Below are 24847 nucleotides of genomic sequence, written 5' to 3' on the forward strand. Positions count from 1 at the left end.
AGGCAATTTGAGACTTGACCGCCTATCCTGAGAATGTCCCATTCACCTAGGTAGGCCGGAAGTCGCGTGCTGACTGCGGTGACCCGCAAGCCGGACGCGGAGCTAGGAACGGAACTCGACCGTCTAATTGCGGCTGGTTTGCTGTTCCGGCAGGGCATGCCGCCGCATGCGACATACCTGTTCAAGCATGCACTAGTGCAGGACGCGGCCTACAGCACGCTGCTACGGGGCCGAGGCGCGCGCTTCATGTCCGCATCGCCGATACTCTTGAGGGCGAATTTGCGGACGTGACCGCAAGTCAGCCGCAGTTGCTGGCACATCACTGCACCGAGGCTGGGCTGATCGAGAAGGCGGCGGCGCTGTGGGGCGAGGCGGGACAACGGTCACTGGCACGCTCGGCCCTGCTCGAAGGTGCAGCTCAGCTTAATCATGCCCTCAACCAGATCGCCACTTTGCCCACGACGCCCGCGCTGCGCCGTGAAGAAATCAAGCTCCAGGTCGCGCTTGCCACTGCGATGATGCACACGAAAGGCTATGCCGCTGCCGAGACTAAGGTTGCTGTCGATCTTGCGCGCGTGTCTATCGAGCGAGCGGAGGCACTGGGAGAGCCTCCTGAAGACCCATTGCTGCTGTTCTCGGTCCTCTACAGCTCCTGGGTCTCAAGCTTTGTGGCGTTCAATGGCGATGTCTGCTGCGGGCTCGCGGGACAGTTCCTCGCGCTTACAGAAAGGAAAGGAGAGACCGTCCCGCGCATGATAGGGCACCGTCTCATGGGCAGCTCCCTGCTGCTTACTGGGGACATCGCGGAAGCTAAGATGCATTACGATCGGGCGATCGCGCTCTATAATCCCATCGAGCATCGTCCACTGGCGATGCGGTTTGGCCAAGACATCGAAGTGGCATGCTTATCATTTCGGTTGTTGGCCCTGTGGTTACTCGGCTATCCCGAGGCTGCGCTTGCAGACACAGACCTTGCACTCAAGAATGCACGCTCGATTGGCCAAGCCACGACGTTGATGTTTGCGTTGAGCCACGTGCCCTTGACCTGCATCCAATGTGGGGCCTATGAGACAACAAACGCGCAAGCTGATGAAGTAGTGGCTTTGGCGGACGAAAAAGGCGCGTTGCTGTGGAAAGCGCCAGGCACGATCATTAAAGGTTTCGTGTTTGCGCTGACCGGCAGCCCCCGGAACGCAGTCGAAATGATCGCCTGCGGGATCGGTGCTACGAGTTCGACGGGCTCGACGTTATTCATGCCATTATATTTATCGTATTTGGCAGTCGCCTACGCCGACCTCAATCAGTTTGAAAATGCCGCGCGCTGTATTGACGACGCCATGAGCGCTGCAGCAACAACAAAGTCGTGGTGGTGGCAAGCTGAAACGCAGCGAATTGCTGGTGAAATTGCGCTCATATTGCCTGTGCCGGATGTAGCTAAAGCTGAGGGGTATTTCGAGCGTGCCCTTGCCGTCGCGCGCCAACAACAGGCGAAATCCTGGGAGCTGCGCGCGGCGATAAGCATGGCCCGGCTGTGGCGCGATCAAGGAAAGCGAGATCAAGCCCGAGAACTTCTGACTCCGATCTACAGCTGGTTCACCGAAGGCTTTGAAACGTTGGACTTGAAGCAAGCCCAGGCCTTGCTCGACGAGTTGCACACACATGACGAACCACTTTCTAAAGTTATTGAATAACTAATGGACCCATCCGGAAAACAGCGGAACCCATCAAAACTCTCAATCTCCACCGAATAAGCGCTCGATGCCGCCTCGCGACCCAAACGATCAGGAGCTGGCAAAGGCCCAAATGTTTAGCGTGGCTATCCCCTCGCGCAGCTTCTTGATCGGAACGTAATCTGGCGAATTCCAAAACGCATGGATCGCCTCCATGTTCGGAAACTCAAACATAACGACTGGCCGCTCGTCATGCTCCCCCTCCAGCACTTCCACTTTTGCGCGTCTGGCAACTAGCGTTCCGCCGAAGCTGCCGATGAACGGCACGACGGCTTGCACGTATTTCTGATACTGCGCTTCGTCCTTGATCGTGCTTTGGACAATAAAATAGGCGGGCATATGAATCTCCATTTGATGCTAATGGACCCACGTTAGCATACTCCGAGCGCGGAATTCCGGCGATCTCGTGCTTGATAGGGCAGCCAACAACACTTCACTCAGTGGTTCGCCTGTAGCTCACCGTCGGCGAACATAGTCAGTAGCCGATCTGCCCCCGCTCTGATGGGCTTAGCGACAAGACAACCCGCATCTGTAGGGTGCCGTGTTATCTTTCTACTTTCCAAACCCAACCCGGGAGTGCCTCTAGCCGTTGACGACGGCCAGGTTCATTTTTAGTCTTAACCAGTCTTTGATAGCTAACCCACGTTCCGAGCGCAAAGCCACCTTCGGTCTTGTAACCCGGAGAAACTCGGCAATGCCCTTCTCGGTCTGCAAACTGTTTAAGCTGAGCGAAGCCCTCCTCCCACCGAGTTGAGGGGACCTCCCATGACCAACCCGGCAACGCCTCTAGGCGCTGCCGACGGTCAGGGTCCAACCTGCCCCGGGTATTAAAAGTTCTCTGACGGCTAACCCAAGATCCTAGCTTAAAGCCGTCATCGCCCTTGTAGAATCTGGGCACACGGCAGTGCCCGTTTCGTTCAGCAAACTGCTCGAGCTGAGAGAATGCCTTTTCCCACACGTCGGAAAAGATTTCCCATGACCAGCCTTGCAGCCCTTCGAATCGTTGCCGACGATCTGGGTCTGTTGAATCCCTCGCATTTCGCTGTCCACTAACCCAGTAGCCGAGTACGAAACCGTCATCGCTCTTGTAGAGTCTGGGGACACGGCAATGCCCGTTTCGTTCAGAAAACTGCTCGAGCTGAGAGAATGCCTTTTCCCATTGATCGGAAAAGACGTCCCATGACCAACTCGGCAGTGCCTCTAGGCGTTGCCGACGATCTGGGTCCATCGTCAACTTCTTTGTTCTCTGGCTTCCAACCCACCTACCAAGCTGATAGCCATCCTCAGTCTTGTAGCGCAAAGTAACACCGCAATGACTATGTTTCTTTACAAATCCCTCTAACTGCCCGTACCAGAACATCCATGATTCAGTTGTTTGCTCGACAACATGAGTACGTAGTGATTGGGCAAAACTTCCATTCACTGACGTAGGAAGGTCAAATACGATCTTCGTCAGATCACCCTCTGCAACTGTCCTTTGGCGCTTCGCGCCCAGTTCAATCCGCAGCTGGTCGAGTTCATCCGACAACCTTTCGTCATGCGATTTCAGCGCCTCTAGCACGTCCCAGATCGGCTTAAAATCACTGGCTTCCAGTGTCTCTTCCGCATTGTCGCTCTGCTCGATGAAGACAGGGATCACGATAGTCCCCATTGTCTTGTTCTTGCTCAAACGGATCGCACGTCCAACCGATTGGATGATATCGATCTCACTTCTTCGCGGATCGATGAAGGCAACACCATCAAGCGCCGGAACATCTACGCCTTCCGACAGGCAACGCGCATTCGATAGAAGCCCGATATCGCCGTTGCCGACATTTTTCAGTCGCTTGAGTTTCTGCCTGCGGACGATGGCAGGCATTTCACCCGAGACATGGTCTGCCCAAAGATTGCCCGAGGGTTTGTGATCGTCATCCAGCCATTCGGCGACTTCGACGATATCCTCCGAAAATATGCGCGCTCCCTTCACGCGGCCATGAAAGGAGATCAACCTGCGAAGATTCCAGTCCTTGATTGCTTTCAGCAGTCCGATTTGTCCCGCCAGCGATTTGGCGTCGGTTGCAAGCCCGGTACTAGTTGCGACAAGCCGACGGTTCTCGATCCACTCCTTGACGCGTTCGTCGTCTACACCAACGATCAGCACGCGATAGTCGGTGAGCTGCTCTCGTTTGATGGCCTCGCCAAACGTCAGGGTATGAAACCGCTTTCCGAAACGCTCCTCGTCGTTCATGTCAACGACTTCGACACCGAAATCTTCAGCCGCCTTTTTCAGGCCCGTTCGATAAACGCGGGGCGTGGCAGTGGCGAACAGATGCCTATCGCTCTTGATCAGCCGATCATCTAGAACCGTCCCAAACACAGTATCGCTTTTACCGGCACACCTATGCGCCTCGTCTGCGATGACCAGATCAAACTGTGGCACGTCAGGGCGTTTTTGCGCCTGAGCAACCAGCGGCGATGACTGGTAGGTCGAAAAAATAACTTGATCCGTGTCCGCCTTCAGAAAGTCGGCGATCTCATTAACGTCATCTGTAACAGGAAATGCAAAGTCAGCAGCCCGGCTGATTGCTTCGTCGTCGTCCCTAGCGTTGACTGTCCGGTCCGAGCATACACACAGCGCGTCAAACGGCTCACGTGCGGCAAACGTCCATTCATTCAGCATTTGCGAGAGCAGGCCAAGCGACGGCACGAGAACGAGGGTTCGCTTGGCTTTCAGCCGTTCTTTCACCCACAGGCAGACAAATGTTTTACCTGTGCCGCAAGCCATAATGAGCTGCCCGCGACTGGCATTCTGGAAACCGGATAACACAGCATCAACGGCTTCTATTTGATGCGGTCGATCTAATTCGGGCGGTTGTTTACGCTTACCGTAAGATAGGGTTTGTATGCTGGTCGGAAATTCGACGGCAGCACTCTCGAGATGCGACAATAGATACCGGACAACCGACTTTTCTTGAGCATCAAGAACCTGCCGCGCATTTGCGCCAACACGATCTGTAGTCGCGATTAGGAGCCGGTGATCAATTTGCTTGCGGTTGGATTCGCTTAGGAACGTATCAACGTCGTTCTTTGAAATATCATAATTAACGGAATAGCACTTTGCTTGTACTGCCCACGTCTTTCCAATTTTGCTCCTGAAAACTAGATCAATACCGCAATCCCGTCCCCATCGACCGGGATATTCATCCCAAAGCCATACGGAGTCGACTTGCGTCGCCCATTCAGGATCATTCTTCAAAAACCATTTTACAAAGCGCTCGAATTGCCTTCCGCGCCGGTTTATGTCGGCATCGAACGTCGAAAGGAATTCAGAAAATGATGCCATTGAAAAATGACTTTATCAAACCGAAGGGTAAAGAATCGACTGGTTGAAAGCGCTGCCTATGCTAGCCTATTTGCAACTCGACCGACAGGTGGCGGGCGGCGCACATGGGCCACGATTTGGAAGCTGTCGAAGCCACTCGGGCAAGATTTCGCCCGGCAACTATTACTACGTTATTCGTGGGTGAATCCGCCCCCGTCAGCGGAGATTTTTTCTACGACGGCAACAACGCCATGTTGACTCACATGAAGCGCGTCGTCGAACAGGCGCTTGGCGTAAACGATGATTTTCTCCGACGCTTCAAAGCCTACGGCTGGTATCTCGACGATTTGGTCTTAACGCCGGTGAATCATCTCACGAAGCGAGACCGCGACGCGCAATGCTTGGGTGCTCAGGCCAGCCTTGCGGCGCGAATTGCGGAATACAAGCCGTTAGCGATCGTCTCACTTATGATTGGCATCAAAAGTATTGTCGATGCTGCGGCAACTGCAGCTGGTAGCGACGCTCAACGGTTCGCGGTGCCGTTTCCCGGGATGGGGCAACAAAACCGCTTCAAAGCTGCAATGGCGCGAATTATCCTTATGCTTCCGCGATTGCCGTAATGCCTAAAGCGGAGGAATAGGCATCATGAAACTTGATCGCATCGTGCCCTCGATTGTGAGGGTTGGCAATGGTCGTGGTTTTGTCGTGCAGGTCGAGCGGGAAAAATTAGTAGTAACGGCGGCGCATGGCCTGCCCCGCCTTCCGCCAAGCCATGCTGCGTCCTATGACGAAGAGCGAACCTATCCAAACTTTGTCGGCCCGGTGGGAGAGGAGCCGACGGTTTGGATTGAGTGCTTGTTCGTCGATCCGATCGCAGACATTGCGGTGCTGGGTCCACCCTCTCATGATGATCTTTACGACCAAAGGGACGCGTACAACGCGCTCCTCGACGGCGTCGATCCGATTGCTATTAGCGAAGTGCGCCGTCGCAAATCCGAGGCTGCTTGGATGCTTTCGCTTGATATGCAGTGGCGGCGCTGTACCGTGCGCAATCTAGGGGGACCTTTATGGGTATCGGATGGTGCGATCGAGAGCGGTATGAGCGGGTCACCGATCGTGCTCGGCGATGGCTCGGCGATCGGCGCGGTCTCCATTGGCAACGGGCAAAATCCATGTCTGGGCCACAACCTGCCCGGCTGGATATTGAAAAAGATGGATGTAGGCCAAGAGCACGTACGGTGGCTATGACGATGAAGTCGAGCAAGTGATCATCGATGCGATTGCGGCTCACGTGAATCCAGCTCAGCGAGATGCTGCACTCAGATGGCTGGACGAGCGCGTCACTACAGATACGACGATTACTCAGCTCGGGTTGATGGGAGGGCCGAAGGGTTAGCCTGGCGTACGTCTCGTGCCCTATTGGACAACAGAGGCCGCACTTACTGCCTCTACTGAATGGCGAAAGCGCACGGTTCGCATTTATAGGCAAAGACCATGGGCGATGAGCCAAGTTGCCTCATTGCCGCGAGCATTGGTCGCCGCAACTCTCGCAGGCTGGGGATCAGTGTCTTTGAATCGCATCATGACGGCAGTTGTACGCTAACGGACATTAGATCAGTACCTCGGACGATTACGGATAGTCACTGGTGTTGAGCCCGCCCATGGGGTCTAAACAGGCCAGTGCGAAAAGTGGCGACGCGCACGGCTGGGAGCACTAACCCGCCGGGTGCGACTCTGTTCTCCCCCGAAGAACCACGGGCAATTAGTGAGACCGCGAAAACTGTATCCGGCAAGAGCGTGGGGCAATGAAATAGGCCGTGAGAGGGCCTTACGTTTTGGTCAGAGCCTTCTAAGGGGACGCTGCTACTCTTGTTAAAAGGCCATTTCTGCGCGTTTCTCGAGCAAGCCTGTCGCGCTCCACCACCCCGGGCAGGAACCGCGTTGGGCCTTAGCTTCCCTATATCGTGCGCCAGGCTGGGGTTTACCCACAGGATTCCTTGCATTTATTCAATGCTTTACTAGAATAGGGGCGTGACGCGCTACCAGTGGTCAGACCGGTAACGCGCCACGCCTACTCTATGGTGGTTGCATAATCCACCTCCTTCCCGGGGGCTTCCGCAGCTCCCCCGGTCCTAGACGACGGCCCGCGAAGACCATCATACCCGGCCGCCCGGGAGACCCCCTGCATCAGTGCTACGGCCTGCGTGCAGGAAGGATTCAGACGGCGGACATTGCCCGCCGTTTTGTGTCAATGGACGACCCCTTCCCGACGCTGGATTGCGTTCAGTGAGTTGCGCGTCGTGACAGAGCGATGCTCCACCGGACGGCTGTCCATGTTCTTGATATTTTTCGGCACTCCAGCGGCGTCAGCAATCTTCCGCCACCACCGCCTAAACTCCGCCGACGACCAAGGCCTTTCATTCCATTCAGAGCGGATAATCGGTCCCGTTTTGGGTAGTACTCCGCCGAACTGCATCTCTAGCTCTGCCATAACCATCGGTGCGCGCTTCAGATCTATCTCGACACTCTTCTGCCGGAAGCTTGTCACATGGCGAAGGATCAGATTGTCGTCGATCTGCGACCAACGAATTCCGTGCAGCCACTTGGTCCCATCGACGACGATGTCGGATTCTCCCGGCTCCGAGGCGGGTACCCACTCCCCAATCGTATCCTTCTGAGCGAGCATCAGTTCGTACTGAATAGCTTGCGCCAGCGCGATAGAGGGCTTCCCCATTTCGTGGGCCTTCGCTCTGATAGAGCTGACCAAGAAGGGCGTAAGTTGTTCGGTGCGCGCCACAGGGTTCTGAAAGCGCATCTTGCTCATAATCGTGCTGAGGCGCTGGCAGCCGGGGTCATCAAGAGTCGTGGTGCCAAAGCTGAAAAGGCCACGAAGCCTCGTCATCATCGTGTGACCGGTCGCGAGTTTAGTCCCGCCATCCGACCACCGGTCATAAAGGTGCTGGATGCCATCGGCGTTCAATTCGGTCAGACACATATGGCCGCATTCGTCAAGAATGCGGTTGATAATGCTGTCGTAGCCGTCGCGCACTTTGAAGCGCAGCGCGCGATACGGCGACCGCTCATCAGAGCGATAAATCGTTGCCAATTCGGCTAGGGTCTGGACGCAGGACTTGTCGGAGATCAGTTTAACGGTCATGCCGTTGTGGCTGATCGTCGTGGAGCCGGTAAGAGCGGCTAGGTCGGTTGTAATGTGGCCGCCCGCATCTGCACTGACCACCCGCAGGTTATACTTGGCGGCCAACACAGATAGCCGCTCCAATTCGGCCATGTCCGCAGCCATGTCGCGGTCGATCTCGGCTGCGGCTTCCGCCAGCCGCCGCGCCTTTTCCGCGTTCATGGCCTCAATGGCCGATTTGATGGAATCGCCGTTCGACATGTGTTCCTTGTATCGGAACTGCGCTCACCGTTCAAGAGTGAGGAGTCTCCTAAAAGCGGAGAGTGTGGATATCCAAACCACCTTTGGGTTTGTGAAATATGTATTCCCCATTCGCGCGCACCGAACGTAACCAGAACGAGCCAGGAAACTCACACCCATGCAAATGATGGCTTCGTTACCCGGCAGGTTACCCCGGAGAAAACTCCGGAAGATTGCTACAAACTAAGATGATGTTTTTGTTGGTACAGTTGGGTGGGCTCGAACCACCGACCTCCTGTTCCACAGACAGGCGCTCTAACCAACTGAGCTACAACTGCATCCTGCGCGAAGCTCCTGGACCCATTTGCTTCGGCTGTCCGTAACTACAGCAGGCATCATCGCTTGAATGTGAGCTGGCGCACACAGTGAATCGGACGCCGTACAAACAGGAAAATCCCCGCGGACAATGCCGCGGGGATCAATGGCCGGGCCTTGGTTGCGCCCTACTGCAGAACCATCAACGTGAACGGATAGACGTAAGCCTGCAATGTCACCAGTCCGCCGACCAGACAGGCCAGCACAATCGAATGCAGGAACACATAACGAAGGATCGAGCCTTCGTGGCCGTACCAGTTGGTCGCCGTCGAGGCGACGACGATCGATTGCGCGTCGATCATCTTGCCCATGACGCCGCCGGAGGAATTGGCGGCGGCCATCAGGATCGGCGGCAGGCCCAGCTGCTCGGACGTGATCTTCTGCAGATTGCCGAACAGCACGTTGGAGGCGGTGTCCGATCCCGTCAGCGCCACGCCGAGCCAGCCGAGCAAGGTGCCGAAGAAGGGATAGAGCACGCCGGTTGCCGCGAAGGCCAGACCGAGCGTGGCATCGACGCCGGACAGCCGCGTCAGCGTGCCGATCGCCAGCATCGCCGAGATCGTGATCAGCGAGATCGCGCACAGTTTGATGGTGCGGCCGTATTCCGCAATCATCCTCGCCGGCGAGAAGCTCATCAGGAAACCGGAAATGATCGCGGCGATCAGCATGCCGGTGCCGGTGAACGACAGATAGGTGAAGTCGAACAGCGCGGCTTCCGGTGTTGGCCTGGCGGCGACCGGCGGCACCTTGTTGATCAGGTTGTGCAGGTCGGGGACCTGATATTTCCAGACGAAGCTGGCGTTCGCCCAGCTCTTGAACCCGCCATTGCCCCAGATCAGCATCACCACACAGACGATGATCCACGGCAGCAGCGCGCTCCACAATTCGCCTTGCGTGAGCGGCGTCCTGTCCATCGGCTTCGGCGTCGTCATGGTCGCGGCCGATTCATCCTTGCCGCGCAAGGCGGGCGACAACCAGAGTTCCTTGGGCTGCCACACTTTCAGGAACAGGATCAGGCATCCCATCGAAATCAGGGAAGCGCCGATGTCGACGATCCAGGGGTTGATGTAGTTCGAGATCACGAATTGCGGAATCGCGAACGTGACGCCGGTGACCAGAATCGCGGGCCACACGTCCTTCATGCCTTTCCAGCCGGCAAAGGCCCACACCACCCAGAACGGCACGATCAGCGAGAACAGCGGCAATTGCCGGCCGACCATCGCGCCGAGAATATAGGGATCGAGGCCGGTGACCTGGGCCAGGCCCTGGATCGGCGTGCCCAAGGCGCCATAGGCAACGGGTGCGGTGTTGGCGATCAGCGACAGGCCGGAGGCCGCCAGCGGCGAGAAGCCGAGCCCGATCAGAACCGCGCCTGTGATCGCGACCGGCGTGCCGAAACCGGACGCGCCCTCGAAAAATGCGCCGAAGGCGAACGCGATCAGGAGCAATTGCAGGCGACGGTCGTTGGTGACCCCGCCGATGGCGCGCTTCAACAATTCGAAGCGGCCGGTCTCGACCGTGATGCGGTAGAGGAAAATGACATTGAGGACGATCCAGCCGATCGGGAAGAAGCCGACCACCACGCCGAGCAGAGATGCCCGGACCGACATGCCCGCGGGCATGTGGTAGATGGCAATGGTGACGATGTTGGCGACGATCAACGCAATGATGGCCGCGATGTGCGCCTTGACCTTGCCGCTGGCGATCAGCACCAGGAGTGTGACCACCGGCACGGCAGCGGCGAGCGTCGACAAGGTCGCGTTGCCCAGCGGATTGTAGACTTGATTCCACATGTTCGGATTCTCCCCGGATTATTATTGGGCACCCGGCCGTGTGGACGGTCTGGTGTGCCTGGCGCCTGCGGAAGCGTTGCTCTCATCCGCGAGATCGACTGCTGGTTCGGCAGTTCGCCGAAACCCGCTCACAACCTCGCGAAGTCCAGAGGTCCCCCGCCCCTCGCCGTGACAGCCATGCTAGGGTCTGCCTGGCCCCCGCGACAAGTCGCCGCAGGCCGCAAAATCTACGACTTTAGTCCAACGTCCAATTCTTCCATTCTTTCAGGCCTTTAAGGGCCCCTCCCCGGAGACCATCGTGAAGAACATCCGCTCGACGCTCGCGACCGTATGGCGGATCGCCGCTCCCTATTTCCGTTCCGAGGACAAATGGGCCGGCCGCGCGCTGCTCGCTGCCGTGATCACCATCCAACTGGCGCTGGTGGCGATCGACGTCCTCGTGAACCAGTGGCAGAATCGCTTCTTCAACGCGCTGCAGGAATACAATTGGGACGTCTTCGTCAGGGAGATCGGCGTCTTTTGCGTGCTGGCGAGCTGCGCCGTCGTACTTGCCGTCTACCAGCTGTACCTCAATCAATGGCTGCAGATTCGCTGGCGGCGCTGGCTGACCCGGCACTATCTCGGCGAATGGATGCACGGCGCCAATCACTACCGCATGCAATTGCAGGGCGACGCCGCCGACAATCCGGACCAGCGCATTGCCGATGACGTAAGACTGTTCGTCGAGCGGACGCTGGATATCGGGCTGAGCCTTTTGAATTCGGTGGTGACGCTGCTTTCCTTCGTCATCATCCTGTGGGGCCTGTCGGCAGCAGCCCCCTTGCACCTGTTCGGCAAGGAGTACGCCATCCCGGGCTACCTGGTCTGGGGCGCGCTGATCTACGCCGTCCTCGGCACGGCGCTGACGCAATGGATCGGCTCGCCTTTGGTGCGGCTTGATTTCAAGCAGCAGCAATTCGAGGCTGATTTCCGCTTCAACCTGGTTCGGGCACGGGAGAACTCCGAGCAGATCGCGCTGTTGCAAGGCGAGCGCGCGGAGCGCCTGGGACTTTGGGCGCGTTTCCACCATGTGATCGAAAACTGGTACGGCATCATGAGCCGAACCAAGCGGCTGACCACGTTCACCGCGAGCTATTCGCAGGCCGCGGTGATCTTTCCATACATCCTGGTGGCACCGGCCTTCTTCGAAAAGAAGGTCCAGCTTGGCGGCCTGACCCAGACCGCGTCCGCGTTCGGCAGCGTGCAGTCGGCGCTGTCGATCTTCGTCACGATCTACCGCACGCTGGCCGACTGGCGCGCCATCGTCGCCCGTCTCGACGGGTTTGAAGCAGCCATCGCGAGCGCCACGGCGCTGGAGAAATCGAGCGAATCGATCGACGTCGTCGCATCGGAGGGCGGCACGGCGATCGACCTGCGCGAGCTCACGCTGCGCCTGCCCAACGGCACGCCGCTGGTCTCGGCCGATGCCTTAAGCCTCCGCGGCGGCGAACGTACGCTGCTCACCGGCCCGTCGGGCTCCGGCAAGTCGACCCTGTTCCGCGCCATCGCCGGCATCTGGCCGTTCGGCAGCGGCTCGATCGCCATTCCGGACGGCGCGTCTGTCATGATGCTGCCGCAGCGGCCCTACTTCCCGATCGGATCGCTGCATGGGGCGATCGCCTATCCCGGCGCAACCGAAACCTTCAGCGCCGATCGGGTCAGCGAAGCGCTTACCCTGGTCGGCCTGCCCAAGCTTGCCGGGCGGCTGGAGGAGGAATCGCACTGGAACCGGATGCTCTCGCTTGGAGAACAGCAGCGCCTCGGGCTGGCGCGCGCGCTGTTGCACGCGCCGCAATATTTGTTCCTCGACGAGGCGACCGCCTCGCTCGACGAACCCTCGGAAGCCGCGCTCTACAATTTGCTTGGCTCGAAACTGCCGCAAACCACCATCGTCTCGATCGGCCACCGCTCGACGCTCGAGGCCTTCCACCAGCGCCACGTCGCCATGGTCCGCGACGGCGACCGGTTCACGCTGCGGGAAGCGGTCAGCGCCCAGCCGGCGTAAGCCCGATAGCCACCTCCTAGCGCTGATGACCTGGCCGCCGATCAGCTCGCGCGGCTGCGCCTCCGGTGATAGATCGCGCGCGCGGTGCGCCGCCAATCCCATTGCATCGGAGCCGCCCCAAAAGCAAAGGGGCGGCAGATTGCTCTGCCGCCCCCAGATCTTCGCGAAGAGATATTACTTCAGGTTGGTCAGCGCGGTCAGGTCAGCCGAGAGCTTGACGATGCCGGCTGCGCCGCACCAGTTCGAACCCACGCCGGACGGATTGATCGCAGTGACATTGGTTCCGGTGAAGGCGTTGATTTCGCCGCGCGCGGTGAAGTCGCTGGTGAAGGCGTTGCAATCGCCCTTCGACAGGTTGGTGTCGGAGTAACGGAAGTCCAGCGTGAACACCTTGTAGGTGAAGCCGATGCCGATATTCCAGGTGTTGTAGTCGGCGTAGTTGATGCCGTTCGGGAATACCGCGGTCCCGTAGAACGAGTCCGACGTGCCCAGCCACTGACGGCCGAACTCACCCGACACGTACATTCCGAGGCCGCTGGTGCCGAACCAGGCGCTCGGCGCGATCGCCTTGCCGACGATCGAAGCATAGGTGCCTTCGGCGCCGCTGTTGAGGAAGCTCGGCGTATAATAGGCGGTGCCGCCCAGCGAGAAGTTGTCGTTGAAGGTGTAGTTCACCTTGCCGTAGACCTCGAAGAAGCTGACGTCCTTCTTGAGCACGTTGAGATTGAGCAGGGTGTTAGCCTGGCATTCAGCGCTGAGCGGAACGCCGGCGAAATCGGCGACGGCGCCGCCGCCGTATTGGCAGGTTCCACCCGGATAGATGTAGCCCCAGGCGCCGACATCGAAGGCAAAGGCGCCGACGGTCAGGCGGGCACCGCCGTAGGCGTCGACTTCAGCGGCGGCACGGTTGGGGAACGAGATGCTGGCAGCGCCCAGGCCGACATACAGCTGGAAGTCCTTGGTGACGTTGTAGCGCGGCTCGAAATAGGCGTTGACCGACGGCTTGTGGTTGGACTGGGTGATGCCGCGGAAGATGTAATCGTTGGTGATGCCGGCGCCGAAGGCGATATCCCAGGGATCGAACGCGACAGGCGGCGGGGCCTTCACAGCCTTGACACGCAAGTCTGCCGCGAGAGCCGAACCCGATACCATTGCCAGCGCCGTTGCTAACAAAGCCAGTTTCTTCATGACGATCCCCATCACCTTCTAGAACAGTCCCGTTCCGGTGGCCCCCCAGGGCAAGCGATAACCGACTGCAACCAAATTCTGATTGCAATCTGGGACTTGCCGTCATGGGCGTGAAGCAAAAAAGACAATCATCTGCCGCCTTTTTAGGCGTTCTACCCGTTTCGGAAAATGTTGTCTGCGGGTGTTGCATTCCCACAACAAGTTTGGCGGTCCTCGTGTCCGTTAGGCGACATCTGGAACCGGCAAAACTAGGAATCAGCCCCCGCTTGCCTGAACAGCAGCCGAATCAACAGCCTCCGTAGAAATCCGTGGTGAGATTGATCAGCCGGCCTCAAGGAAAAAGCCGCAGCGGTGGACGCTGCGGCTTTCCGATCAATCAACCTTGACGGGTCGCGGACGACCTAGTGCTGATCGCCGCCATTGGACGAGCCGGAGCCCCATGACGGGGTCGATGACTCCGAACTCGGCGTTGCCCAGCTCGGAGCGGGCGCAGCTTCGGGCTCTGGCGCCGGAGCCGCCGCCGGGGCTGCCGGCTTGGACGCAGCAGGCTTGGCGGCGGCTTTCTTTTTCTTCGCCGGGCTCTTCGCCACAGCTTTCTTGGCGGCTTTCTTGGCGGCTTTCTTGGCAGCCTTCTTGGGCGCTGCCTTCTTGGCGGATTTCTTTGCGCTCTTCTTCGAAGCCTTCTTGGCCGATTTCTTTGCCGACTTCTTGGCGGCCTTCTTCGACGACTTCTTCGCAGATTTCTTCTTCGCCGCTACCGCCTTTTTGGCCTTTTTAGCCTTCTTGCTTTTCTTGCTCTTCTTCGCTTTAGCCATCGTGGTCCTCCTGTTGCCGCTGGTCGTGTCAGTCGAGCGCTCGAATAGTCGGCCGATCGATTAGTTCAATGCCGGCCTCAGTCCAGACCCCTTCAATTCAGGTTTTGGACCTCCTGTCGCCCAATCGAGAAGCTCAATCGTGTGCACCACAGGAACTGACGTACCGCCGGCAATCTGCACCATGCACCCAATATTGCCCGCAGCGATCATGTCCGGTTTGACTGTCGCAATATTGGCGATCTTGCGATCGCGCAATCTGCTCGCAATGTCAGGCTGGAGAATGTTGTAGGTCCCCGCCGAACCGCAACACAAATGGCTCTCGGGCACATCTTTCACCACGAATCCATTCTTGGAAAGCAATTCTTTCGGCGCGTGCGTGATTTTCTGTCCGTGCTGCAGCGAACAAGCCGAGTGATAGGCGACGGTGACGTCGCCTTGCTGGCTCGATGGCTGCAGATCGATGCCGGCGAGATACTCGGTGATATCCTTTGTCAGCGCGGATATTCGTGCAGCGGGACCGGCGAATTCGCGGTCCTCGCGCAGCATGAAACCATAGTCCTTGATGACCGTGCCGCAGCCTGACGCCGTCACCAGGATGGCGTCGAGGCCACCTTGTTCCGCTTCGCTTTGCCAGACCGTGACGTTGGCGCGGGCGCGCGCCAGTGCGTCGCCGTCCTGCCCGAGATGATGGGTGAGCGCGCCGCAGCATTGTTCGTCCCTGACCAGCACCACCTCGATGCCGTGGCGCGTCAGGAGATTGATGGCGGCCTGGTTGATGCGCGGCGCCAGCACCTGCTGGGCACAGCCTTGCAGCAGCGCGACCCGCCCGCGTCTGTCGCCAATGGCCGGGAAAACACTGCCGGCGGCAGGTCCCGGCGCCGGCAGGCTGCCGGGCGCAAGCGCCAGCATCGCCTTGATCCGCCGCAGCAGGGTGGGTGTCGGCGGTGCGGTCTTCGGTGTCGGCAACAGGCCCGCGAACGGCCGGCCCAGCCGCGCCATGATCATGCTGGCGCGGAACAGACCCGGCCGCGGCAGCACAAAGGCCAGCACCGCGCGCAAGGCCCGCTCGCCCAGCGGCCTGGAATAATCCCGCTCGATCCTGACCCGCGCCTGATCGACCAGGTGCATGTAGTTCACGCCCGATGGGCAGGTCGTCATGCAGGCGAGGCAGGACAGGCAGCGGTCGATATGCTTGACCACCTCCTTGGTCGGCGGGCGGTCCTTCTCCAGCATCTCCTTGATGAGATAGATCCGGCCACGCGGGCTATCGAGTTCGTCGCCGAGCAGCACGTAAGTCGGACAGGTCGCAGTGCAGAACCCGCAATGCACGCAGGCCCGCAGGATCTTGTCGGCTTCAGCGATGTCAGGATCGGCCAGTTGGGCGAGTGAGAATTCGGTTTTCATGTCGCGACCGCCCGCAGCAAGCGGCCCCGGTTGAGGATGTTCCTGGGATCGAAGCTCAGGCGGACGCGCTCGCTCAAGGCGGCCACGCCGCCGGCTTGCGGATGGAACACGTCGACATTGCGCCGCACCAGTTCGGACGCCCGGATCAGCATCGCATGGCCGCCGGCGGCATCGACGCGCGCCCGCAGCAGCGCCGCCTGCGCGTCCGGCCTGGGCGGCAACGCTGCCCAGATCAGCCCGCCGCCCCAATCGTAGATCACGTCGCCGCCGGTGTCGCGCGCAAGCTGCTGCCCGAGCGCGCCGCCGGAAGCCGGCGGACACACGATCCGCCACACCGGCCACGCCCCCAGCGCGCCTTGGGCGGCAAACGGCAGGACATCGCGGATCGAACTCCAGATCGCGGCCGAAACAGCGTCTTGCAGGACCTCCACTGCGCCGAACGGCGCCAGAGTCTTGCCGAGCGAGCCGGCGCGGTCGGCGGCGGAAGCCGCGATGCCTTCCAGCCGCAGCAGGGTCGCCGCCTGCCCCGGCGCGCCGAGCCCGGCCAAGGCGCCGGCCGCGGGCCGGAACGCCTGATACGGCAGATGCGCCGCACCCGACACGTCGTAGGGCGAGCCCAGTGCCGCCGTCATCGCCCGGTTGGCGGTGACATCGTCGAGCCCGCTCAGCACCAGCGTGCGTTCGCTTTCGGGTTTCGGCATCACCTTCAGCGTCACTTCCGTCATGACCGCCAGCGTGCCCCACGACCCCGCCAGCAGTTTGCAGAGATCGTAACCGGTGACGTTCTTCACCACCTTACCCCCGGTTTTGAAACTGTCGCCGAAACCGGACACCGCATGCGCCCCCAAAAGGTGATCGCGGGCGCCGCCGGCCCTGATGCGGCGCGGGCCGGCAAGGCCTGCGCCGATCATGCCGCCGATGGTGCCGGCGCCGGAGACGCCGAGCAGCGCCGAAGTGTCCATCGGCTCAAACGCGAATTGCTGGTTCTTAGAGTCGATCAGCGACAGCACATCGGCAAGCGGCGCCCCCGCCTGGACCGTGATGATCAGCTCGTTCGGCTCATAGGCGATGACTGCGTTCAGCGCCGACAGCTCAAGCAGGGCATTGGTCGCCATCGGCTGGCCGACCAGGCGTCTGGAACCATGGCCAACGATCTCCAGCGGCTGCTCGCTGGCGATCGCCGCCCGCACCACCTGCTCGACGTCCTTGGCATCACGTACTTTGAGAGTGTCCACGCCTTAGCGGGTAGCCAAATTCGCGACCGAAATCAAATTCGCGCCCCGAACAAGTCCCTGAATGCTGCGATGCCGTCCTCGGTGATTTCGACCGATCGGCCCTGAGGCCGCCGGCGTATCCAGTCCCGCGCAAAGGCGAGATTTGCGATCGACGCGCCAACCCGTCCCGCCAAATGCGGCCGCCGTTCGCTCCAGTCGAGACAGGGCCGGCAGAACGCTCGCCGGCCGCGGCCGGGCGAATTGAGATCGATACCGAGGCCGGCCAGGAACGTCGATCCCTGCGCGGTCAGTTCGCCGGCGTCGGCTTCAAGCGTGAGATGCCCGCGTTCGATCATGCTGTCGGTGAGCGTGACGCCAAGTTCGCCCGCCAGATGATCGTAGCAGGTTCGCGCCCTGCGCATCTGATCGTCGATTTTTGACGGCGGCCGGAATCGCGGCGGCCCGGTCACAGCCACATTCATCATCCCTTCCAGCATCCGCGCCACGAGTGGCGTCGCCAGCCGATAGAACCGGCGCGGCCCGCGTTTTTCGACCGTCAAGAGCTCGCGTTCGACGAGCTTCGCGAGGTGCGAACTCGTCGTTTGCGGGGTGACCCCGGCGACGGCAGCCAATTCACCCGCAGTGAGCGCGCGCCCATCCATCAGCGCCGACAGAATATTGGCGCGACCGGGGTCCGCCGCCAGTTGGGCGATTTCGGCGAGTTGCGGGACGATGGTCGCCATTGCTGCCTCCAGGTTCGGTCGGGCACCAACGCGCTCTTTCGCACGCCGTTCCACCTGAACGCTTCGATTACGATCGAACTATATCTTACGGGAGTACTTCGACCGCGGCCGAATTGAATCCTGCGAACCATCGATGCAAGGTCGCGTTGGTCGGCGACCGACAACAATCGATGGAGCAAATTATGCAGAGTTCGAATGTCACGCGGCGCGAACCGCCGCTCACCGAAATGCTTAGCCGACGATCGGTAATCGGAACATTCGGTGCAGTGATGGCGATCGTCAACTTCTCGCCTTTCGCCATTTCATCATCTCGATCCGAGCAAAACCAGGGAGCGATGAACGTGAGTCAATATGCAATGGACAAGGAGACCGTCAGTGAGGCCATCAGCGGCGGTGGTTTGCTGGTGGTTGCACAATGGGAAGCCAAAGAAGGCCAGGCGGACAAGGTGGCCGATATTCTGCAGCGCTTCTTGCCTGAGGCTCAGCGCGATCTCGGCGTAAAGCTGTTCCTGATCGGACGCGGCAAGGAAAACCCGGCGCAGTTTTTGTTCTACGAACTGTTCCGTGACGAGGCCGCGTTCGATGCGCATCAGGAAAGTGTGTACTTCAACACCTACATCGCCCGCGAAGCACTGCCGCTTCTCACCAAGCGTGAGCGCATGCAATACACCTTGCTTTAGGCTTGCGACGCACCATCACTTCGACCGTGATCGAATTGATCGGCGGAAACTGATACCGGCGAGGCGCGATGGTTGTCTGGACCTTCACGCGCCTGCCGGATGTTTCCGAAGCAAGTTCCATCAGCGCAAATCGTGGTCAGGTAATCGCATGACGGATGTTTCGGCCGCGCCAAAACTCGACCCCCGGGAACAGCATTTCCGGCTTCCTGGCCCGCGCGAGGGATTGTCGCTGTTCCTTCGCTTCCTGCCTGTTCCAAATAGCGAATCCCGGCCGCGTCGCGTCGTGCTCTACGTCCATGGCGCGACCTTTCCATCCGCGCTTTCCATCGCGCACAGATTTGACGGCAAATCCTGGCGTGACGCGCTGACGGAGGCCGGCTTCGATGTCTGGGGACTGGACTTCTACGGCTTCGGGCACTCCGGCCGTTATCCGGAAATGGATCAGCCGGCGGGAGACAGCGCTCCGCTTTGCGTAGCCCAGGATGCGGCGAAGCAACTGGAAGCGGCAGTCCGCTTCATCCTCGGCCACCAGAATGTCGACAAACTTTCGCTGATCTCACACTCCTGGGGTTCGATGCCTGCGAGCCTGCTCGCATCGGCCCATCCGGCGCTGATTGACCGGCTCGTGCTGTTCGCGCCGATCGGGCGACGCGAGCCGCGGCGCTATGAAACTCCAGCAGCGCTCCCTGCGTGGCGCATCGTGACCACGGAGGATCAGTGGAACAGGTTCATCGAAGATGTGCCCGCGCATGAGCCGCCGGTGCTTTCGCGCGTTCACTTCGACCAATGGAGCCAATTGTATCTCGACAGCGATCCGGAGGGCCGCTCACGCGATCCTGCCGGCGTCAAGACACCCCTCGGTCCGTTCAGTGAGATTATCAAGGCGTGGCACGGCCAGCTTGCCTACGACCCGACCCAGGTCAAATCGCCGGTCGCAATCATCCGCGGCGAATGGGATGGGCTGATGCTGGATAATGATGCGCGGTGGCTATTCAACGCGTTCACGCAAGCACCCGTGAAGCGCGACATCAAGATCAGCCGAGGCACCCATTTGATGCATCTGGAAGCCATGCGTCCGGCGCTTTGGCGGGAAAGCATCAATTTCTTGCACGGCAACGACGTCGCACCGATTCCAGCCTGAACACCAACGGACAGGAAAGGACCATTTTCTCCGTGCTGACGCACCGAAGGCGAGCACCACGTCGCCTTTTCCGTTCCGATGGAATCTGAACGGGGCCCTATCTTTTTGTTTTGACGCGTTTTCTTACACGCGAACCGGTATCCACTTCGCTTGAAAACGCTCTGGATCGAAAGCCGGAATATCCGGCTAGAACCGCGGCAATTCGGGAAATGCCAGCCGGCCGCCGTGCACATGCACGCGGCCGAGCTCGGCGCAGCGGTGTAGGGTCGGAAACACCTTGCCGGGATTGAGCAGGCCCTGGGCGTCGAACGCGCATTTCAGCCGCTGCTGCTGGTTGAGGTCGATCTCGCTGAACATTTCCGGCATCAGATCGCGTTTCTCGATACCGACGCCGTGCTCGCCGGTGAGCACGCCGCCGAGTTCGACGCAGCAGCGCAGGATGTCGGCGCCGAACGCCTCGGCCCGCTCCATCTCGCCGGGCTGGTTTGCATCGTAGAGGATCAAAGGATGCAGATTGCCGTCGCCGGCATGAAATACATTGGCGACACGCAGGTCGTATTTGGCCGAGAGATCGCGGATGCGCGCCAGCGCCTTGGGCAGCGCGCCGCGTGGAATCGTGCCGTCCATGCAGAGATAATCAGGGGAAATCCGGCCCACGGCCGGAAACGCCGCCTTGCGGCCGGCCCAGAACAGGTTGCGCTCGGCTTCAGACGTGGAAATCTGCAGCGTGGTGGAGCCGCAGCCTTTGGCGATGGCCTCGACGCGGCCGATCAGTTCATCGACTTCGACGCCGGGACCATCGAGCTCGATGATCAGGAGCGCCTCGACATCGAGCGGGTAGCCGGCATGGACGAAGGCTTCGGCGGCGTGAATCGCCGGTTTGTCCATCATCTCCATGCCGCCCGGAATGATGCCGGCGCCGATGATGCGGGCCACGCATTCGCCGGCGGCCTCGACCTCGGCGAAGCCGACCATCAGCGCACGGGCGGTTTCCGGCTTCTGCAGGATCCGCACCGTGATCTCGGTGATGACGCCAAGCAGGCCCTCGGAGCCGGTGATGATCCCCATCAGGTCGTAGCCACTATTCTCGGCTGACTTGCCGCCGATGCGCAGGATTTCGCCTGACATCAGCACGATTTCGCAGCCCAGCACGTTGTTGGTGGTCATGCCGTATTTCAGACAGTGCACGCCGCCGGAATTTTCCGCGACATTGCCCCCGATCGAGCAGGCGATCTGCGACGAGGGATCGGGCGCGTAATAGAACCCGGCATGCGCCACCGCCTGGCTGATGGCGAGGTTGGTGACACCGGGCTCGGTCACCACCACGCGGTTGTCGAAATCGATCTCGCGGATCCGCTTGAATTTGCCGAGACCCAGCAGCACGCCATCGGCCAGCGGCAGCGCGCCGCCGGACAGCGAGGTGCCCGAGCCGCGCGGCACCACCTTGATGCCCTGCTCGAAGCAATATTTCAGGACTTTGGAGACCTGCTCCGTCGTGTCCGGCAACACCACGACCATCGGCGGCTGCCGATAGGCCATCAGGCCGTCGGACTCGTAGGGGAGCATTTCGGCTGCGCTGTCGATCACGCCCTCACCCGGCACGATCCCCCGCAATGCGGCCACAATGGCGTCGCGGCGATCCAGAACGGCCTGATCGGAGGCCGGCATCATAATGGCCATGCGTTTCCTCCAGGGCCTAGCGCGTTATCGATTTGTCGCGGTAAATCAAGCACGTCTGGGCGCATTTGGGTAGGCCATCACACCAATGTCGGATTGCCTCTCCCAAATCGTGAGTTCGCTCTCGGGCAAGCCTGCGGTGCCGGAACCTGTCAAAGTTTCGTGGCTTGTCCAATCGGAACGAGCCTGCCAAAAGCAATCGACCTCTAGGGAAAGAGACGAAGAGCACCACATGAAAACACCGATCTTGGGTACGCTGGTTGTTGTCACCTCATTGATGGCCGTGTCGGGCGCGCTGGCGCAGGACGTCACCGCCGGCAAATCCTCGTTCAACAAGTGTATGGCCTGCCATGCAATCGGCGAAGGCGCCAAGAACAAGGTCGGGCCGGAGCTGAACGGGCTCGACGGCCGCAAGTCCGGCACCACGGCAGGCTACTCCTATTCGGAGGCCAACAAGAATTCCGGCATTACCTGGGGCAAGGATGTGTTCCTCGAATACATCAAGGAGCCGAAGGCGAAGATTCCCGGCACCAAGATGGTGTTCGCCGGCATCAAGAACGAGAAAGAGGCCAACGACCTCTGGGCGTTCCTTGTGCAATACGACAAGGACGGCAAGACGAAGTAGCGGCCGCCAATATCGCGATTGCAGAGCTTCGGTTCTGATTGAACCAGAACCGGAGCTCCAGCTTCTTGTCTGATGCGTCTTCCTGACGCCGACCGCTTGCCGCGCCGGCTCAAGCCGAGGGCACGCTTCGCTCAAAAACGCTTCAGTTCGCTGCGGCGGCGGTGTTCTGCGCCATGCCGCCAATCATCGCCTCGATCTCCGAGACCACAAGATCAGGCACCGCGTATTGCACCATGTGGCCGACGCCAGGGAGCACGATCAGCTTCGCGTTCGGCGCGACGGCGGCGAGCGGCCGCGAATGGATGTGGGTTGACACCGTCTTGTCGGAAGCATCGCCGACGATGATCGTGATCGGCGCCTTGATCTCCCCGTAGCGTGGCGACTGTTCTGCCATGGCGGCCCGTAGCGTCGAGAGATCCCGCGCATTGGCCATAAACTCGCGCGGACGCAGCAACAGGCGCGTGGCGGTGCTGTCGATGAAGCCAGCCGGCATCGGCTGCGGCAAGAACACGCCGCGGATACCGGATTCCATCAGCAATGTGCCGAGCGGCAGCGTGATCGTGTACGCCAGCAGCGGGCCGATCACCGGCGTCGCGACGAGTTCGTTGTAGCGTCCGACCCCGCCCGGCCAGGGATAGGCGGCCGGCGCCAGCATCACCATGCCGGCGACCACTTGCGGATAATCCAGCGCGATGCGTGCGCCGAGCGCACCGGCCCAGGAATGCACCACGAAGATCGCTTTGGTGACGCCGAGTTTCGCCAGCGCCTCGGCGATCATCCGCCCCTGAACCGCGGGCGTTGAATCCCCGAGATTGGCACGCGTGCTCCAGCCGTGACCGGGACGATCGATCAGGATCACCCGATGGCTTTTCGCAAGCCGGTCACCCACCGGCTGGCGCATCACCTCCAGGTTCGAACTGGCGCCATGCAGCATCACGATCGGAGGGCTGGCCGGATCGCGCGGGCCGATATCGACAACATGAAGGGTCGCGTCGGCAACCTCGACCATCCTGCCCTGGGCGGGATGGGCCCGCTGCGTCAGCCACACCCCACCCTGCGTGACCAACGCCAGGATCGCCAGCGTCGCCACGACAATCGCTACCACCATTGAGAATGTCCGAATGATCTTTGGCACCAACGAGATACGGCCGGAATGGGTGCGGGTTTCGGGAGTTCTCCACAGACCGCCCAACCCTGTGGATAGCGGGGTCATACTGCCGTCACTGGGCTTTTTATACATTCACGCTAACACTTTCGCCATGTGTCGACGTGTTTGATCGAGGTGTGGCCGAAACCTGAAACTTGTACCCAAAACTCACCGGAACGCAGGCGAAGACCACACATTGTTCCACGGTACAATCGGAGGACTACCCATGATTTCCGACGCAAGCGAAGCGGCCATCGACCAGATCGTAGCGACCTGCAATGGCGACCTGCGCGGCGCGCTGAAGGCGCTGCTGCTGGTCAATGAACAGCTGGAAGCGGAGCTGGCGCAGTTCTACGCGGCGGCAGGCCTCGACGGCATGGCGCGCGGCAGCAACGTGCTGCACTAGGACGTTACGCGAAACGGTATCCACCCCCGGATCCAAATCCGAGGGCATGCTTGGCTTGAAAACGCTTCAGCCTGATTTGGTCCGACTTGTTTAGTCCGACTTGTCCTCATCCCCCGCATCGGAGGAAGGCTGTTCTACCTTCGGGCAAGCGCTGAGGGTCGTGCGTGCGAGTTTGGCATCGTCGAGCGATCGATAGGGTCCGCTGCCGAACCAGATATTTCCGCCGACCTGCGCGTTGATCACTGGATTGCTGGTGACGATCTCGCATTTGTTGGCCGCGCGGTCGCCGACCACCCAATAGTCTGCGCCGAAAGCGCTCGTGCCGGCAGTGACAATCACCGCGCCGGCCAGCAGCAATGATTTCATGGCTTCGCTCCTGACAAGCTGACGGCCGATAATAATGCGTTGGCGGGAAACGTTCCGGCCTGTCCGGAAACAGGGTTAACCGCGACGGACCGCAGCGCTTCTGATTGAATCAGATATCGCGGCCCTCGACCTTTTCGGTCAGCGTCTTGACCAGTTCCGGCACCTTTTCGAGGTACGGGTTGACCGCGAGCGCCTTGCGGAACGCTTCCAGCGCGCGCTTTTCCTCGCCGATGTCCTGCATGATCATGCCGAGCCCGGCCAGCGCCCCGAAATGGCGCGGTTCGCGGACCAGCACCTGCCTTATGTCCTCGAGCGAATGGGCGTAATCGTTCTTCAGGTAATACAGCGTCGCGCGCCGATTCCAGGCTTCGACATAATCGGGTCGCAGCTTGACCACGGCATCCAGCAGCTTCAGCGCGACGTCGGCCTTCTGCGCGTCCATGGCCGCCTTGGCGCGCACCATCAACAGCGCCGCGGTATCGCTCGGGGTCTGCATCCACAGCGCCCAGATCCGCGCCTCGACATGCTTGGCGCTGGCCTCATCGGGCGCAGCCTTCAGCGCGCCGAACAGGAAATCCAGCCCGCGCGTCCGATCGGCGCCGACCTTCGGCAGTTTGCTCGGCGCTTCCGGCAGCTTCTTCTGTTGCTTGGGCGGCGGGATGATCCGGGGGTCGTTCTGGGCAAACGCCATCACCGGCACGGCTGTCATGACAGCGGCGACAAGGATCGCGATCCGGCAGTTAGGAGCTTGCAGGAATCTCAAAGCCATGGGGCAAGTCTAGACGCACAAAAACGCGCTGCAAAGCAGCACGTCGTCAAAGA

Annotated in this window: 21 protein-coding genes and 1 tRNA gene; 9 read left to right on the forward strand and 13 right to left on the reverse strand. The window is 60.2% G+C overall.

Features of this window, described 5'->3' with window-relative positions; genetic code table 11:
- The first annotated feature begins 287 nt into the window (after positions 1 to 287).
- Positions 288 to 1691 (forward strand): ATP-binding protein, encoded by a 1404-nt coding sequence (locus ABIE49_RS14940; RefSeq protein WP_192738945.1) that lies wholly within the window; start codon positions 288 to 290, stop codon positions 1689 to 1691.
- 90 nt (positions 1692 to 1781) lie between these two features.
- Here the strand turns inward: ABIE49_RS14940 and ABIE49_RS14945 are convergent, their stop codons facing one another.
- Both ABIE49_RS14945 and ABIE49_RS14950 read right to left on the reverse strand, forming a co-directional pair.
- Complete coding sequence (locus tag ABIE49_RS14945; RefSeq protein WP_192738946.1) at positions 1782 to 2069, reverse strand: DUF1330 domain-containing protein; 288 nt, start codon at positions 2067 to 2069, stop codon at positions 1782 to 1784.
- 205 nt (positions 2070 to 2274) lie between these two features.
- Entirely contained in the window at positions 2275 to 5052 is a 2778-nt protein-coding gene (locus ABIE49_RS14950; RefSeq protein ID WP_192738947.1) for a DEAD/DEAH box helicase, read from the reverse strand.
- A 104-nt stretch (positions 5053 to 5156) separates the two neighbouring features.
- On the opposite strand from ABIE49_RS14950, the gene ABIE49_RS14955 reads away from it, so the two are divergent.
- Positions 5157 to 5651, forward strand: a complete 495-nt coding sequence (locus tag ABIE49_RS14955; RefSeq protein WP_192738948.1) for a hypothetical protein — start codon at positions 5157 to 5159, stop codon at positions 5649 to 5651.
- Between the two features lie 25 nt (positions 5652 to 5676).
- Entirely contained in the window at positions 5677 to 6279 is a 603-nt protein-coding gene (locus ABIE49_RS14960; protein WP_192738949.1) for a hypothetical protein, read from the forward strand.
- 1000 nt (positions 6280 to 7279) lie between these two features.
- Here ABIE49_RS14960 and ABIE49_RS14965 read toward each other — a convergent pair.
- The 3 genes from ABIE49_RS14965 to ABIE49_RS14975 all read right to left on the reverse strand — a co-directional run bounded on the left by ABIE49_RS14965 (position 7280) and on the right by ABIE49_RS14975 (position 10575).
- A complete protein-coding gene (locus ABIE49_RS14965) occupies positions 7280 to 8428 on the reverse strand; it encodes a hypothetical protein (RefSeq protein WP_192738950.1) in 1149 nt (382 codons plus the stop codon).
- 240 nt (positions 8429 to 8668) lie between these two features.
- Positions 8669 to 8745: transfer RNA gene (locus ABIE49_RS14970), tRNA-His, on the reverse strand.
- Between the two features lie 165 nt (positions 8746 to 8910).
- Entirely contained in the window at positions 8911 to 10575 is a 1665-nt protein-coding gene (locus tag ABIE49_RS14975; protein ID WP_192738951.1) for an L-lactate permease, read from the reverse strand.
- Between the two features lie 298 nt (positions 10576 to 10873).
- On the opposite strand from ABIE49_RS14975, the gene ABIE49_RS14980 reads away from it, so the two are divergent.
- On the forward strand, positions 10874 to 12619 hold the full coding sequence (locus ABIE49_RS14980) for an ABC transporter ATP-binding protein/permease (protein ID WP_192738952.1): 1746 nt from the start codon (positions 10874 to 10876) through the stop codon (positions 12617 to 12619).
- Between the two features lie 174 nt (positions 12620 to 12793).
- On the opposite strand, the gene ABIE49_RS14985 is transcribed toward ABIE49_RS14980, so the two are convergent.
- Positions 12794 to 13807 carry a TorF family putative porin gene (locus ABIE49_RS14985; RefSeq protein WP_192738953.1) on the reverse strand — a complete coding sequence of 338 codons (1014 nt, stop codon included), beginning with the start codon at positions 13805 to 13807 and terminating at the stop codon, positions 12794 to 12796.
- Between the two features lie 420 nt (positions 13808 to 14227).
- Here ABIE49_RS14985 and ABIE49_RS14990 point away from each other — a divergent pair, with 420 nt between their 5' ends.
- Positions 14228 to 14686, forward strand: a complete 459-nt coding sequence (locus ABIE49_RS14990; RefSeq protein ID WP_192738954.1) for a hypothetical protein — start codon at positions 14228 to 14230, stop codon at positions 14684 to 14686.
- Here ABIE49_RS14990 and glcF read toward each other — a convergent pair.
- The 3 genes from glcF to ABIE49_RS15005 are packed head-to-tail and all read right to left on the reverse strand — an operon-like array spanning position 14683 to position 17983.
- On the reverse strand, positions 14683 to 16026 hold the full coding sequence (gene glcF / locus ABIE49_RS14995) for a glycolate oxidase subunit GlcF (RefSeq protein WP_192738955.1): 1344 nt from the start codon (positions 16024 to 16026) through the stop codon (positions 14683 to 14685). The two genes, ABIE49_RS14990 and glcF, sit on opposite strands and share 4 nt — an antisense overlap.
- Positions 16023 to 17261: an FAD-binding protein gene (locus ABIE49_RS15000; protein ID WP_192738956.1), complete on the reverse strand. Its 1239-nt coding sequence runs from the start codon at positions 17259 to 17261 to the stop codon at positions 16023 to 16025. The genes glcF and ABIE49_RS15000 overlap by 4 nt, the downstream gene beginning before the upstream one ends.
- A gap of 32 nt (positions 17262 to 17293) precedes the next feature.
- Complete coding sequence (locus ABIE49_RS15005; RefSeq protein WP_192738957.1) at positions 17294 to 17983, reverse strand: ArsR/SmtB family transcription factor; 690 nt, start codon at positions 17981 to 17983, stop codon at positions 17294 to 17296.
- 182 nt (positions 17984 to 18165) lie between these two features.
- Between ABIE49_RS15005 and ABIE49_RS15010 the strand changes: the two genes are divergently transcribed.
- Together ABIE49_RS15010 and ABIE49_RS15015 are read left to right on the forward strand one after the other, a co-directional pair.
- Positions 18166 to 18663, forward strand: coding sequence for a putative quinol monooxygenase (locus ABIE49_RS15010; RefSeq protein ID WP_210337469.1), 498 nt, complete (start codon positions 18166 to 18168; stop codon positions 18661 to 18663).
- On the forward strand, positions 18566 to 19804 hold the full coding sequence (locus ABIE49_RS15015) for an alpha/beta hydrolase (protein ID WP_192738958.1): 1239 nt from the start codon (positions 18566 to 18568) through the stop codon (positions 19802 to 19804). The genes ABIE49_RS15010 and ABIE49_RS15015 overlap by 98 nt, the downstream gene beginning before the upstream one ends.
- A gap of 186 nt (positions 19805 to 19990) precedes the next feature.
- On the opposite strand, the gene ABIE49_RS15020 is transcribed toward ABIE49_RS15015, so the two are convergent.
- Positions 19991 to 21484 carry an FAD-linked oxidase C-terminal domain-containing protein gene (locus ABIE49_RS15020; RefSeq protein ID WP_192738959.1) on the reverse strand — a complete coding sequence of 498 codons (1494 nt, stop codon included), beginning with the start codon at positions 21482 to 21484 and terminating at the stop codon, positions 19991 to 19993.
- A 229-nt stretch (positions 21485 to 21713) separates the two neighbouring features.
- On the opposite strand from ABIE49_RS15020, the gene ABIE49_RS15025 reads away from it, so the two are divergent.
- Positions 21714 to 22106 carry a c-type cytochrome gene (locus tag ABIE49_RS15025; RefSeq protein ID WP_192738960.1) on the forward strand — a complete coding sequence of 131 codons (393 nt, stop codon included), beginning with the start codon at positions 21714 to 21716 and terminating at the stop codon, positions 22104 to 22106.
- A gap of 142 nt (positions 22107 to 22248) precedes the next feature.
- Here the strand turns inward: ABIE49_RS15025 and ABIE49_RS15030 are convergent, their stop codons facing one another.
- A complete protein-coding gene (locus ABIE49_RS15030) occupies positions 22249 to 23214 on the reverse strand; it encodes an alpha/beta fold hydrolase (protein ID WP_192738961.1) in 966 nt (321 codons plus the stop codon).
- Between the two features lie 265 nt (positions 23215 to 23479).
- Here ABIE49_RS15030 and ABIE49_RS15035 point away from each other — a divergent pair, with 265 nt between their 5' ends.
- Entirely contained in the window at positions 23480 to 23659 is a 180-nt protein-coding gene (locus tag ABIE49_RS15035; protein WP_192738962.1) for a hypothetical protein, read from the forward strand.
- 90 nt (positions 23660 to 23749) lie between these two features.
- Here ABIE49_RS15035 and ABIE49_RS15040 read toward each other — a convergent pair whose 3' ends face one another.
- Entirely contained in the window at positions 23750 to 24025 is a 276-nt protein-coding gene (locus ABIE49_RS15040; RefSeq protein ID WP_192738963.1) for a hypothetical protein, read from the reverse strand.
- Between the two features lie 109 nt (positions 24026 to 24134).
- A complete protein-coding gene (locus tag ABIE49_RS15045; RefSeq protein WP_192738964.1) occupies positions 24135 to 24794 on the reverse strand; it encodes a tetratricopeptide repeat protein in 660 nt (219 codons plus the stop codon).
- Positions 24795 to 24847 lie beyond the last annotated feature (53 nt).

The organism is Bradyrhizobium sp. OAE829, from assembly GCF_040546575.1.
Taxonomy (GTDB): Bacteria; Pseudomonadota; Alphaproteobacteria; order Rhizobiales; family Xanthobacteraceae; genus Bradyrhizobium.